This window comes from Bacillus sp. NEB1478 (assembly GCF_031582965.1).
Classification (GTDB): Bacteria; Bacillota; Bacilli; order Bacillales; family Fictibacillaceae; genus Fictibacillus.
The window spans coordinates 858,538-871,706 of record NZ_CP134049.1 but is presented as its reverse complement, the minus strand read 5'-3'; the positions used below and the strand labels follow the sequence as shown (position 1 = coordinate 871,706).

11 protein-coding genes are annotated in these 13,169 nt (G+C 38.2%); 5 read left to right on the top strand and 6 right to left on the bottom strand.

Annotated features, from left to right (window positions below; all coding sequences use genetic code 11):
* Positions 1–12: 12 nt before the first annotated feature.
* Positions 13–786: a hypothetical protein gene (locus tag RGB74_RS04095; RefSeq protein WP_310761723.1), complete on the bottom strand. Its 774-nt coding sequence runs from the start codon at positions 784–786 to the stop codon at positions 13–15.
* Between the two features lie 233 nt (positions 787–1,019).
* Between RGB74_RS04095 and RGB74_RS04090 the strand changes: the two genes are divergently transcribed.
* Genes RGB74_RS04090 through thrB form a run of 3 tightly spaced genes read left to right on the top strand, consistent with a single transcriptional unit; the run spans position 1,020 to position 4,289 of the window.
* Positions 1,020–2,312: a homoserine dehydrogenase gene (locus RGB74_RS04090; RefSeq protein WP_310761722.1), complete on the top strand. Its 1,293-nt coding sequence runs from the start codon at positions 1,020–1,022 to the stop codon at positions 2,310–2,312.
* A 1-nt stretch (position 2,313) separates the two neighbouring features.
* Positions 2,314–3,372, top strand: a complete 1,059-nt coding sequence (gene thrC / locus RGB74_RS04085) for a threonine synthase (protein WP_310761721.1) — start codon at positions 2,314–2,316, stop codon at positions 3,370–3,372.
* Positions 3,372–4,289 carry a homoserine kinase gene (thrB, locus tag RGB74_RS04080; RefSeq protein WP_310761720.1) on the top strand — a complete coding sequence of 306 codons (918 nt, stop codon included), beginning with the start codon at positions 3,372–3,374 and terminating at the stop codon, positions 4,287–4,289. Before thrC ends, thrB begins: the two co-directional genes overlap by 1 nt.
* A 350-nt stretch (positions 4,290–4,639) precedes the next feature.
* Here thrB and RGB74_RS04075 read toward each other — a convergent pair whose 3' ends face one another.
* The 3 genes from RGB74_RS04075 to RGB74_RS04065 all read right to left on the bottom strand — a co-directional run bounded on the left by RGB74_RS04075 (position 4,640) and on the right by RGB74_RS04065 (position 8,099).
* Positions 4,640–5,815, bottom strand: a complete 1,176-nt coding sequence (locus RGB74_RS04075; protein ID WP_310761719.1) for a glycosyl hydrolase family 18 protein — start codon at positions 5,813–5,815, stop codon at positions 4,640–4,642.
* A 57-nt stretch (positions 5,816–5,872) separates the two neighbouring features.
* On the bottom strand, positions 5,873–6,643 hold the full coding sequence (locus RGB74_RS04070; RefSeq protein WP_310761718.1) for a 2-phosphosulfolactate phosphatase: 771 nt from the start codon (positions 6,641–6,643) through the stop codon (positions 5,873–5,875).
* Positions 6,644–6,863: 220 nt separating this feature from the next.
* Positions 6,864–8,099: an aminopeptidase gene (locus tag RGB74_RS04065; protein ID WP_310761717.1), complete on the bottom strand. Its 1,236-nt coding sequence runs from the start codon at positions 8,097–8,099 to the stop codon at positions 6,864–6,866.
* A gap of 428 nt (positions 8,100–8,527) precedes the next feature.
* On the opposite strand from RGB74_RS04065, the gene RGB74_RS04060 reads away from it, so the two are divergent.
* Together RGB74_RS04060 and RGB74_RS04055 are read left to right on the top strand one after the other, a co-directional pair.
* On the top strand, positions 8,528–10,912 hold the full coding sequence (locus RGB74_RS04060) for an immune inhibitor A domain-containing protein (RefSeq protein ID WP_310761716.1): 2,385 nt from the start codon (positions 8,528–8,530) through the stop codon (positions 10,910–10,912).
* Between the two features lie 86 nt (positions 10,913–10,998).
* A complete protein-coding gene (locus tag RGB74_RS04055; RefSeq protein ID WP_310761715.1) occupies positions 10,999–11,355 on the top strand; it encodes a hypothetical protein in 357 nt (118 codons plus the stop codon).
* Between the two features lie 62 nt (positions 11,356–11,417).
* Here the strand turns inward: RGB74_RS04055 and RGB74_RS04050 are convergent, their stop codons facing one another.
* Both RGB74_RS04050 and RGB74_RS04045 read right to left on the bottom strand, forming a co-directional pair.
* Positions 11,418–12,254 carry an undecaprenyl-diphosphate phosphatase gene (locus RGB74_RS04050; protein WP_310761714.1) on the bottom strand — a complete coding sequence of 279 codons (837 nt, stop codon included), beginning with the start codon at positions 12,252–12,254 and terminating at the stop codon, positions 11,418–11,420.
* Between the two features lie 229 nt (positions 12,255–12,483).
* Positions 12,484–12,993 (bottom strand): DinB family protein, encoded by a 510-nt coding sequence (locus tag RGB74_RS04045; protein WP_310761713.1) that lies wholly within the window; start codon positions 12,991–12,993, stop codon positions 12,484–12,486.
* Positions 12,994–13,169: the final 176 nt, after the last annotated feature.

The following is a 13,169-nucleotide window of genomic DNA, read 5'->3' as shown; positions in this document are numbered from 1 at the left end:
CGGCTGCTTCTTTTATTCCTTTTCTAATCGATAGCCAAGTTTTGCAATGACGTAAAGAATGGCATTACGAAATGAAACGAATGACAGCTGATTCGTTTTGATGCCTAAATCAACCATATCCTTCACCATCTCCGTTGTAAATCCGCAATAAAGGACGGTTGCACCCATTAACTCCACTGCACTCGTTAGCTTTTGAACTTCCTGGCCTAAATCTGAATCGGCGAGTGTCGTAACACCCGAGAAGTCCAAGAGCACATATTCCGCTTGATTTTTTAAACATGCGTTTAATAACTTGCTTGTAAGACGTTCCATTCTCTCAATCGACAATTCCCCGACTAACGGTACCAATAAAGTATTTTCGGCAACTGTTGGCAAAATAGGAGCTGATAATTCATCAATCAGCGCTTGTGTTTTTTCTTTTTCTATTTCAATTTCAGTTATGTCACGCCAATTAAGGATATACCCGATTTTCTCTCCTCGAATGATGAATGCTTTTACAACCAATCTTGCAACGAATCGGTTGAACAAATTAAGCTGCATATCAATTGGAAAATCTCCATTTTCAAGAAGATTAATTTGGTAATCAGGATTTTTATGAAACCGTGAAATAGATGTTCCGATTAGATCCTCTGCTTTTTCAAACTTAAGGTAAGACTTAATATTATCTATAAATGTGTAAGCTGATTGATTCATCCATGAAATTCGATATTCTAAATCAATGATAAAAATATTCTCATCTAAACAATCTAATGTTTCTGTAATGACTGACTCTAATTGCAAAACCATGAAAGTTATCCCCTTAAACTATATTCTTGCTCTAGCTTTTATCATAGCTGAATTTATGTAAATCTACTATATAATTCCTTCCCTTCCCTAAAATTGGATGAACATAAACTAATCATAAAAGCGTTCTCTTAATCTTTACAATTTCCCCTGTTGTGTGATTCATAATCGCCATGTACAATGTCTCTATTGAACAAACAAATGTATTTTCTAAAAAGACAAAAGGAGTGGATGAAATGGTTGATCATGTGTCAGTTGGGCTTTTAGGATTAGGAACAGTCGGAAGCGGTGTCGTTAGAATGATTGAAAGTAACCGTGAAGAATTGCAGCACCGTGTTGGATGTCCTGTTTATATTGGAAAGGTTTTGGTTCAAGACATTCAAAAAGAGCGGCTTGTTTCCATTAAAGAAGATTGGCTCACTCAAAAGCCAGAAGACGTTCTTGAGAATACCGGCATCCATGTTGTAATTGAAGTTATGGGAGGAATCGAACTAGCCCGTGAATATATTACACTCGCACTAAAAAATAAGAAGCATGTGATAACAGCAAACAAAGATTTAATGGCGCTTCATGGGGCAGAGCTTCTGCAAGTGGCAAACGAAAACGGCTGTGATCTTTTTTATGAAGCAAGTGTTGCAGGCGGAATCCCGATTATCCGCTCATTAGTGGACGGACTCGCCTCTGACAGAATCACAAAAATCATGGGAATCGTTAATGGAACAACAAATTATATTCTTACAAAAATGGATAAACAAAAGCGCAATTATGAAGAAGTACTTAAAGAAGCACAATCGCTTGGATACGCTGAATCAGATCCGACTTCAGATGTGGAAGGCATTGATGCAGCCAGAAAAATGGCCATTCTCTCAACACTTGGATTTTCGATGCACATTCATTTAGATGACGTGAATGTTTCTGGTATTTCCAAAGTGACACAAGAAGATTTGGAATATGCAAGACAGTTTGGCTATACGCTGAAACTAATCGGAAATGCAAAGAAGGATAATGGAAAAGTTGAAATCAGTGTCGAACCGACGATGCTGCCTGATTCACACCCGCTTGCAAGTGTGAATGATGAATATAACGCAGTCTATGTTTACGGTGAATCCGTTGGTGAAACAATGTTCTTCGGACCAGGCGCTGGCCAGCTGCCAACTGCGACATCTGTTGTTTCAGATTTAGTGGCCGTTGTAAAAAACATGCGCCTTGGTGTGAACGGGAAAAATGCTGTCGGTCCGCAATTTTCAAAACAACTAAAAGAGCAAAATGAGATTCAGGGAAAATTCTTTTATCGATTGCATCTTAAAGATGAAGCTGGTGCTTTCTCAGCCATTACATCATTATTTGCACTGCATGAAATCTCGCTCGAAAAACTGATTCAAAGCCCCGTAAATAGTACTGGTTTTGCAGAAGTTGTCATCGTTACACACGGAACGAATAAGAATCAAAATAACAAAGTTTACAATCTGCTGCGGGACTCCGATGTTGTTCAAGAAATTAAAAGTCATTATCGCGTGGAAGGAGCTTAATATGTATTGGACTGGACTGATCGATCAATATAAGGATTACTTGCCCGTGAGTGACAGTACTCCACTTTTATCATTAAATGAAGGCCTTACACCACTCATTCCACTTGAACACTTATCAAAAGAATGGGATATTTCCTTATACGCTAAATATGAAGGAGCAAACCCGACAGGTTCTTTTAAAGACAGAGGTATGGTGCTTGCTGTAGCAAAAGCGAAGGAATCCGGCAGTAAAGCGATTATATGTGCATCTACCGGTAACACTTCAGCCTCTGCCGCAGCATACGGAGCACGTGCAGGTTTGCGCTGTATTGTTGTTATTCCTGACGGAAAGATAGCACAAGGAAAACTTGCACAAGCAAAAATGTATGGTGCTGAGATTTTTTCTATTCAAGGAAACTTTGATGAAGCATTAGAGATGGTTAAAAAAATGAGTGAAGAAGAAGGTTATACCCTTGTTAACTCTGTTAATCCCTTTCGATTAGAAGGGCAAAAAACGGCTGCTTTCGAACTAGTAGATGCATTAGATCTTTCACCTGACATCTTAGCCATTCCTGTTGGAAACGCTGGAAACATCAGTGCATATTGGAAAGGATTTAAAGAATATGATGCTGTTAAATCTACAGGACTGCCAAAAATTCACGGCTTTCAAGCTGCAGGTGCAGCACCTATTGTAAATGGTGCTGTTGTAAAAAATCCGGAAACAATCGCAACTGCAATCAGAATAGGAAACCCTGCGAGCTGGAATCTTGCAGTTAAAGCTCTAGAAGAATCGGGTGGAGTTATTAACAGTGTAACTGACGAAGAAATTCTTGAAGCATATCAAATGCTTGCCTCAAAAGAAGGTGTTTTTGCAGAACCCGCTTCCTGCAGTACGATTGCAGGTCTTTATAAACAGCATAAAAATGGCCTTCTGCCAAAAGGTGCTAAAATCGTTGCCGTATTAACAGGCAATGGCTTAAAAGATCCAGATATCGCTTTAAAGACAGTAGCTGTTGAACCCATTGTAATTCCGAATGACCTTGAAATTTTACGTCAAGAACTAAAAGGAGTTGTTGTCTAATGTTCAATGAATCGTTTTCCATTCACGTACCTGCAAGTTCAGCCAATCTCGGTCCCGGCTTTGATTCTGTTGGCCTTGCGCTCAATCGCTATTTAACGGTTTATGTAGAACCATCAAAAGCGTGGCAAACTCTTTTTTTAGGAAATGAACTTAACATCCTTAATCAAGAGGAAGAGGATTTGATCACGAAAGCAGCGCAATATACGGCGGATCAATACGACAAAACACTGCCGCCATGCAGACTGGAAGTTCAAAGCAACTTTCCTCTTTCTAAAGGATTAGGAAGTTCTGCAACTGCTATCGTTGCGGGAGTGGAGATTGCGAACACTTTATTAGACCTGCAACTTTCAAAAAAAACAAAAGCATTAATAGCGAGCCGTTTAGAAAAACACCCTGACAATGTCATTCCAGCCATTTATGGGGGATTAACTATCAGTTACTTTAATGGTCATGAACTTGAAACGGTACATGTTCCGGATGTGGCTGTTGAGCTGATCGTAGCGATTCCGGATCATGAGCTTTATACGAAACAGGCGCGGGAATCCCTGCCTAACCTTCTCCCTTTTAATAAAGCGGTAGAAGCAAGCGCAATCAGTAATGTGCTAGTGGCAGCACTAATAAAAAACAACTGGAAAAAAGCATCAGCAATGATGAATCGAGATTTATTTCATGAACCATTCCGTTCGAAGTGGGTTCCATTTTACGATGAATTGAAAACAACTGCTGTATCTCTTGGTGCTTATGGTGCAGCGATCAGTGGTTCAGGACCATCAATCGTATGCTTTACACCACACCAAAAAGCAGCCTCTATAACAGAGCAGCTCTCTTTATTATTTCCGCAATATCGCTTTGAAACAGTTTTCCCGGATCGAAAAGGAGTTCATATTGAAAAAACAGCATCCGTATCGGCTGTTTAATTTTAAAGCTCTGTTAATTGAAAGTGTTGATAATCCTTGGAAGTCAGAAAATCCACTCCCTTTCCTAATAACCCAAAGGGTCAAGGAGGCTCACCGCCCGCCCCACGGAAAGCGAGCATCCTGTAACGGAAATTAACCACTTTCAAGAGTAACAAGGATTGCCAGTACAGACATTGTGAAAAATATCCAGTTTTCTGCAAAGCTAATGAATAATCCCACGGATTTTTTAATATACTCCCGAACTTACAATAATAAACAAAATTCTACAATGAAGGCTCTCCACACAAAAAATGAAGAAGAGGCGTGGACCAAAAAAGCTTTATACCTTTTTGGATCCCGCCTCTTATTTTTTAACGTTTTGCAATATTAAATTCGTCGTGCAGAAGAATCCAGTTCTCTGGGAATGGTTCTCCAAGCACCCAATATGCAAGACCGCGCAGCTTATATTGTTTTACAAGCTTATTTTTTGCTTCGGCACTTTGTTCATTTTCAAACCAGACCACGTGCTGCTTACCGTCATCCCCTTTGTAATTAAAGAATGGCGCTTGTGCCTGATTGTCATATTTCACTGTTGCTTTTTCTTTTAGAGCCAAGTCATGAGCTTCTAATGGTGCGATACGCTTTGCAAACTTATTGCCCTTTTTATATGGAAGTGTCCAGTCATAACCATACAATGGAGCTCCCATAATAATTTTCTTTGCCGGAATAACCGATACTGCGTAATCTACAACTTCCTTTACTTGCGGTACTGGAGCAACGGCCATTGGAGGTCCGCCTGACCAGCCCCACTCATATGTCATTAATATAACGAAATCAGCTAGTTCACCATGACGTTTATAGTCATGTGCACCATGCCAAGCACCGCCTTGTTTGTCACTTGTTTTAGGAGCAAGTGCAGTAGAAACTTTAAATCCTTCTTTTTGTACTTTTGGAATAATCGTTTCTAAAAAGCCATTATAAAGTTCACGGTCTTTTTCCTTAATATGTTCAAAATCAATATTTAACGCTTTATAGCCTTTATTTTTCATTGTGCTGATAACACTGCCAATGAGCGTTTTGGATGCAGCTTTATCTGTAAAGATGTTATGCGCAATTTCCGGTGAAAAATTGCCTTCTGAGAAGTTTGTTAAAACCATCATTGGCATTGCTTTCGTTTTTTTGATTTCTTTAAGTGCAGCCCAGTCTTTGATAGGCTTGAGCGTTCCATTTTTGTTCACCTGATAACTGAAGAACGCGATATAAGTAAGATCATTTTCAGCTTCTTGTACATCGGAGACTGATTTTTTCGGATCCATCGGCTCTAAAAACCCGATTGTTTCCACTTTGGTTTTACCATGAACAACTTCTTCTTTTGATGTATCTTGCTGAGTTTTAGTTGGAGAATTGATTTGTTCCAACCGGGGACTCTGCCTTGTCTTTGTATTCATATTTTCAGGCGATGCTTCACTTTCCTTCATCTTGCTAGCTCCGCCGCAGCCACTTAAAACAATAGTGAACGCCGCAAAAAACGCGACTAATTTTTTCATAAACTTACCTCCTCTATTTTTGTTTATTTTTCCTAGAGAAGGCCCGTAATATTCTATTTAATTTTTTACACGCAGATCAAAATTGACGAAATGATTATTTGATAATAAGGGCACTGTAGAACTTATATTAAACCGAGTACAAAACGATACATCCTCAGAAAAACCTCGTTCTATAAGCTCTCTTCCGCTTCCACAATCCTTAATCAATGCGGTTAAATCGTCATTTACAGCTTGAAACGTTTTTTGACAGATCTGGGCTTCAGGAGAAAAAGTACCAGTTAATGATGAAAGAATTGCACCTGCCCCTAAATAATCTTCAATCCCTGGTCTCAGTTCATTTTCGTGATCAGATGGATTTTCCCATCTTTCCCCGCAAGCGATGATTGTTATATTTCTTTTTGTCACCGCTCTCACATTCATTGCAGCATGAGCTGCAGCTTCTGCATTCAGCAATGAACCAATCAAAAGGGCAGGTACTTTTTTTGCAGCTTCCACACAAGCCGCTCCATTTAACGAACATAGCACGAACGATTTTCCTGAGTCTGCTGACGAAAATGAGACAGGTGAAAGTGAATGCTGTCCTGTTTTTATTGCCTCAGCTCTCCCAACCACAAGTTCCGCATTAATCTCTTGAGCATATTGAAACGCTTCATTATTTATTGGCGGCGGAAATGGATAAATATTTGCACCATACTGAAGAGCAGCTGTTACAGTTGACGAAAAGCTAAGTACATCAACAATGATGATTATGTCTTTTCGATACGCTGCTTCCCTTGCACCTCGAATTCCCCAATCAAATTTTATATCGTAAGGTGATTGATCAAACATTTTATTACCTCCTCAAATGATCTAACTGTTTTAACAATATAAGGAATTTACAAAAAAATATAGACTGTTTTTTAAAAATTTGGTACCATTTAGATTGAGGTCTACCTTAATATTTTGAGGCAATTAGCCCTAAACTTTATTGTAAATGGACTCCTATAATACTTAAAAATAATACATAAAAAAATCCGACTCCCTATTATGAGGAATCGGATTTTGCATTTTAAACTGCCCAGTTGCCGTTTTTGAATAATGGAATTCTTTTTCCGTCTTCATACTCTGCTTCAATATCCAGATCTGCAGAACCAATCATGAAATCGGTATGACCACGGCTATGGTTGATTTCTTTTGCTTCCATTTCTTCAGGTGTTAAATTACCTGCGTCTTTGACTGACATCGTTATGGCTGTGCCGATCGCTAAGTGACATGATGCATTTTCATCATAAAGTGTATTGTTGAAAATAATACCAGAATTAGAAATCGGTGAGTCAAAAGGAACAAGCGCCACTTCCCCTAAAAACTCCATTCCTTCATCAATACTGATTAGCTGTTTTAACGTATCGTATCCTTTTTCAGCCGTGTATTCAACGACTCTTCCATCTTTAAAAGTCAGACTGAAGTTCTCGATTAAGTTCCCCATTGCAGATAATGGCTTCGTACTCGAAACTGTACCGTTAACACCATGTTTTCTCGGTGTTGTGAAAACTTCCTCGGTCGGCAAGTTCGGAATATAGTATGTACCGAACGTTGAGTGATGACCTCCGCCAATCCAATTATGGTCTGGGTGAAGATCAATACTTAAGTTTGTTCCTTCTGACTTATAATGAAGTGTTCTAAATCTTTGTTCATTTAAATAATCAACTTTTTCGGTCAAAGTTTTTACATGCTCTTCCCAAGCAGCCATAGGATTTTCTTGATCTGCTCGGACCGTTTGAAAAATAGCTTCCCATAATGCTTCAACTGCCTCGTTTTCATTTTTATCCGGAAATACGCTTTTCGCCCACTCTTTTGTTGGTGCTCCAGCAATTGCCCAATGCATATCCCCTCTTAGCTGTGCTGCTGAGAATGCTTGCAGTTTCTCACCTCTGTTTTTTTGAACAAACATGATGCGTTCAGATGGTACGCCTTTGTAAGCATTCGGATCATTGCCGGTAACCATCAAGAAACAATCATTATTGTTCATAAGGGTTGTAAGTTTATCAATATCCCATTGTTTTAGGTCATCTTTCAATTCTTCTTCAGGTGCATTAGTGAAATGAATCTTATTAATTTGTGTATCAATCCAATCCACCATAACTCTTTTACACCCATTCTCATAGGCGTATTTAGTTACTTTGCGAGTGAACTCTGCAGCTTCAAGCGGAGAATTGATAAGCAGGTTCTGCCCTTTTTGTACATTTAATCCTACTTTAACGACAAGTTCAGCATAGTGATCTAATTTCTCCTCAAACGATTTCATAAAAAAACCCCCTCCAATATATGAGTTATACACTTAAATAAAATAGACTGATAAGTTTATAATATTACATTATGGATAAAAAAGAAAATTTAGAATACTTCAAGCAATTTGAAAAACTCGTTTTTATCTTATCCCCTTTATTCGTACATTTAAAAATCCCGATATTTATTTTTCTCTGAATACACTCTAAAGACCTATAAAATTATGCTCGTAAATTAAGCATTTATCTTAAAATTTTATAAATCGACAAAAAGAATATAGTTCTTAAAATAGGATTTTTTACCTATTTTCCAGACCTGAACATAGTACAAATCACCTATTTTAGTATTCGGCTAGTGGTGGTAAGATTTTGAATATGCGGAATTATTCGACAATATCTGTTGTTGATCATTCCTATTACTACATAACTTCTAAAAGGGGGATTTTAGGTGAAAAAGGGAAAATTAGTTTCAGCTGCCCTTGCAGCTATGTTAAGCTGCAGTACATTTGCAACCGTCAGTGCGGCACCAATCAATGTTCTTTCTGATGTGAAAGCACCTGCAGTATCTGCTCAAAGTCATAATCACGGTGGTCCATTTGATTTAGCAGTGGCCAACGATGAGAAATTAATAGAAATGCTTAAGGAAAACGGTCAAATCAGCAAGAATGCCAGCGCAGCAGAAGCACAGCAAAAACTTCAGAAGTTTTTACAAATGAAACAAGATGGTGCAGCTAATCTTCCAGCAGGACAATTAGAAAAGGAAAACGCTGAGAAACAAGATAAAAATAACAAAAAGCATGATAAAAACGGTCTCGAGCATGGTAAAAAAGGAAAAGACAAAGATGTTAACCCAGCTAAACCTGAAAATTGGACAGGCGGAGAGCGCTTAGATAATGTACTCGTTCTTTTAGTAGAATATCCAGACTTCCCTCATAACCAGATTACATCTGATGAAACGGATATGTTCTATGAGGATTATACACATGAACACTATCAAGATATGATTTTTGGTGAAAACGGATATCAAGGACCTAACGGCGAAAAATTAAAATCCGTTAAACAATACTATGAAGCACAATCCGGCGGGAGCTACACGATCACAGGTAAGGTAGGCGGATGGTATGAAGCAAAGCATCCGGCTGCTTACTATGGAGGTAATAATCCGGATACAGGAAGCGATGATAAACCGCGTGAACTGATACAAGAGGCATTAACTGCGGCAGCTAAAGATCCAAATATCAATTTAAGCGAATTTGACCAAGAAGACCGTTATGATCTAGACGGTGATGGCAATACACGTGAGCCGGACGGATTAGTCGATCACTTAATGGTTGTTCACTCCAGTGTTGGTGAAGAAGCAGGCGGAGGCCAATTAGGCGAAGATGCAGTTTGGAGCCATCGTTGGAACCTAGGTAACGTTTTCGCAATTCCTGGTACTCAAACAGATGTACCATATTGGGATGGTTCAATGGCGGCTTACGATTACACGATCGAGCCTGCAGATGGAGCAGCTGGTGTATTCGCACATGAATACGGCCATGATTTGGGTCTTCCAGATGAATATGACACTCAATATTCAGGTGCTGGAGAGCCTATTGCTTATTGGTCAATCATGTCAGCCGGAAGCTGGGCTGGTAAAATACCTGGCACAGAACCTACTGGATTCAGTGCATGGTCTAAGGAATTCTTACAATCTACGATGGAAGGGTCTAACTGGCTCTCTGGAGAAACTCTGAATCTTCAAGACCTTGATAAAAAAGGAACAGAAGTGTTACTAGACGCAGCAAGCATGAAAGGGACGAACAATGATGCTGTCCGTGTGAACTTGCCGCAAAAAGAAACGATCGTAAACACACCATACAGCGGTTCAAACAGTTATTTCAGCGGTAAAGGAAATGGTGTTGATAACTCATTCGGTACAACTGTCGATTTAACGAATGCTGCATCAGCAAAGCTTTCATTTAAAACGTGGTACGATATTGAGCAAGATTTTGATTATGCATCTGTTCAAGTAAGAGAAAAAGGTGTTACAAAATGGACTAGTATCAAAGGTAACCTTACAACAACTGATGATCCATATCACCAAAATCCTGGAAACGGAATCACAGGCAGTTCAAACGGACAATGGGTGGATGGAGAGTTCGATCTTTCTGCATACGCAGGTAAAAATATTGAGCTTCAGTTTAACTACTGGACTGACGGTGGATTGATCATGCCAGGATTCTTTGTAGATGACATCTCATTAACAGTAGATGGTACTCAAACACTATTTGATAATGCTGAAGGTACTTCTTCATTTACAGGGAACTTCACAAAATCAAACGGAAAATTCTACACAGATCACTACTACTTATTAGAGTGGAGAAATCATAATGGCGTTGATGAAGGTTTAGCACACATTGCTCGCGGCAACAGCATTATGAAATATGATTCTGGTCTTGTTGTATGGTATGTCGATGACAAATACACAGATAACTGGACAGGAATCCATCCTGGTGATGGTTTCTTAGGAGTTGTGGATGCAGACCAAAACACATTAAAGTGGAGTGATGGAACGGTAGCTTCATCTCGCTATCAAGTTCATGATGCTGCATTCAATAAAAACCGCGGTGAAAAAATGTTCTTGGATTATAGAGATCTCCTAGGAACAACATTAACAGACAACCGAGTAGCGACGAACCAAAAATTCAATGATAATCATGATTACAGCAACAAAGGTCTTGTAGATGCAGGACGCAATGTTCCAAACTACGGACTCGAGTTTGAAGTTATAGGTGTTAGCAATGACAACACCGCTGCAAAAATTAAAATTTCAAGCAAATCTCACAAATAAAAAGTATAAAACCACAAAAACCAATTGCGAACATGCAATTGGTTTTTGTGCCATAATAATAGAATAAAGAGTAAGGAGGTTAAATGGTGAAACGAAGTATCGTATTTTTCATTTTAGCAACCTTCGCAATTACAGCTACGAGTTGTTCTGCTGACAAAAAAGAACCTGTTCAACATGAAGAACATAAAATAAGTGACTCACAAAATAAAACAGAATCAGAGGCGGTCAATATTATAGCGAATGATGATCGAATCATTGAAATGCTTAAGAAAAATGGCGAGATACCTGAAAATGCTACACCGGAGGAAATTCAGGAAGCCCTCCAAAAGTATTTAAAGAAAAAAGCTCCTGGCCCTGGTACTCTTCAAGATGAAAAAGCAAAACAGAAATACATCAATGAATTAAAAGAAAAAATTCAAAAAGAAAAAAACGGTTCAAAATAAAATAAAGCTATTTAAAAAGTCTCTATTCCAGTAAGGAACAGAGACTTTTTTATTGAGTGCATTTAGATAATGAAGAAAAGAAGAATAACTACTAATACAAGTCGGTAAATTGCAAATGGTGTTAGTTTGATCTTTTCGATGATTTTTAAGAAGAAACGGATCGAAAGCATCGCAAATATGAACGCACTAATAAATCCGACAATAAAGAACGGCATAGCATCAGCAGAAAAATCCTCCAAATTCTTTAGGAGTGAAATACCGCTTGCTCCCGCCATGATCGGAACTGCCATAATAAATGTAAAATCAGCAGCAGCACGATAGCTTAATCCCATCAATACACCGCCTGAAATTGTAGCACCTGATCTTGAGAAGCCAGGCCAAAGCGATAAACATTGAATCAAACCGATTGCAAAAGCTTGTTTATACGTAATCTGGTCAACAGTTTCAGCAGTTGGCTGCTTATTTTTCTTATTATAAATGTCAGCAATAATCATTAATACAGCACCTATTGCAAGACCGACCATTACTGTTTTCGTTGTGAAAAGATGCTCATCGATGTAATCTCCGAACAATACACCTAATATCCCTGCAGGAATAAGTCCGACGAATACTTGTGTTAATTTCAAATGTCCGCCTTTTGGTGCGTCTATGGATTTATCGCGTTTAATACCAAACATATCTAAGAAACGTTTCCAAAAAACAACTACTACAGCTAAAATCGAACCTAACTGTATGACTACTTTAAACATATTCGCAATTGGACTCGTTAAAAATTCTTGAGATTTTAACCACATATCATCCACGATAATCATATGCCCTGTAGAAGAAACAGGAGCAAACTCTGTTAAACCTTCGACCATTCCTAAAATAACGGCCTTTATTAATAAAAGAAATTCCATAAAATTATACCTTTCCCCTTTACTGCTTTATTTTAATCAGTCATTTTTCAATTCTATCAAGCAATCTTACTCCACCTTATCTATAATAAAATAAACTTTAGGCTTGTGTATAGAATTTCGTAAAATATCACACATTTTTCATCATCTCATCATTATTTCATATTCTTCATTTGCTTTCCACTATAACGCAAAATTAAAAGGACTCCATTGATAGAAGTCCTTCATCATTTTATTGATGCTGTAAGGAGAAAAGATAAAAAATATAATCTATAGAAGCTCCTTTATGGCCTAATTGATTTAAAATCGCGGAAACGTGACCTCTATGATATGTTCCATGATTTACAATATGCTGCAGCAGATCTGCGTAAGTTGTATTTAACGTACCCATTGCTGGATGGTGGACTGTCGTCGGTAAGTTCAAGTCTCCCTTTTGCTGAATAAATATTTCGAATTGCCCAGCCATTTCTTTAAACTTAATATGCATTTCATTCAAATTGATCCCTTGAACCTCTGCTGCCCTTTTCTTTACAGAAGCAACAATTTCATCAAACGATTCACCTTCTAATACTTTCAGCCACACATAATCCGTTTGATACATGTGATGAAGAACAGCTGATATAGATGGAAAAACGCTTTGCACTTCTTTTTCATAGATCTCTTCGGGAAGCTGCTTTAAGTGTTCAAATACTTTTTCATTGGCCCAACTATTAAATTGAGATAATTGCCTTGCATCTTTCATTCTACTTCCTCCTGCCATTTTTTAGTATCGAATATCAATTCTGCATCTATATATGTAGTCCTCTAATTTTTTTGAATAAAAGATAGTTTTGTCGAACGAATGTTCTTGTTTTTATGAATAAATAGCGTTTACAATAAAGTATAGTCACGAATATTAGCTGACAATTCCAGAGGAGG

What these genes read in the sequence shown, in the direction of transcription:
- thrB (WP_310761720.1), top strand. Translation starts at nt 3,372, where the DNA reads ATGTTCAATGAATCGTTTTCCATTCACGTACCTGCAAGTTCAGCCAAT.
- RGB74_RS04090 (WP_310761722.1), top strand. Translation starts at nt 1,020, where the DNA reads ATGGTTGATCATGTGTCAGTTGGGCTTTTAGGATTAGGAACAGTCGGA.
- RGB74_RS04070 (WP_310761718.1), bottom strand. Translation starts at nt 6,643, where the DNA reads ATGTTTGATCAATCACCTTACGATATAAAATTTGATTGGGGAATTCGA.
- RGB74_RS04095 (WP_310761723.1), bottom strand. Translation starts at nt 786, where the DNA reads ATGGTTTTGCAATTAGAGTCAGTCATTACAGAAACATTAGATTGTTTA.
- RGB74_RS04065 (WP_310761717.1), bottom strand. Translation starts at nt 8,099, where the DNA reads ATGAAATCGTTTGAGGAGAAATTAGATCACTATGCTGAACTTGTCGTT.
- RGB74_RS04050 (WP_310761714.1), bottom strand. Translation starts at nt 12,254, where the DNA reads ATGGAATTTCTTTTATTAATAAAGGCCGTTATTTTAGGAATGGTCGAA.
- thrC (WP_310761721.1), top strand. Translation starts at nt 2,314, where the DNA reads ATGTATTGGACTGGACTGATCGATCAATATAAGGATTACTTGCCCGTG.
- RGB74_RS04045 (WP_310761713.1), bottom strand. Translation starts at nt 12,993, where the DNA reads ATGAAAGATGCAAGGCAATTATCTCAATTTAATAGTTGGGCCAATGAA.
- RGB74_RS04075 (WP_310761719.1), bottom strand. Translation starts at nt 5,815, where the DNA reads ATGAAAAAATTAGTCGCGTTTTTTGCGGCGTTCACTATTGTTTTAAGT.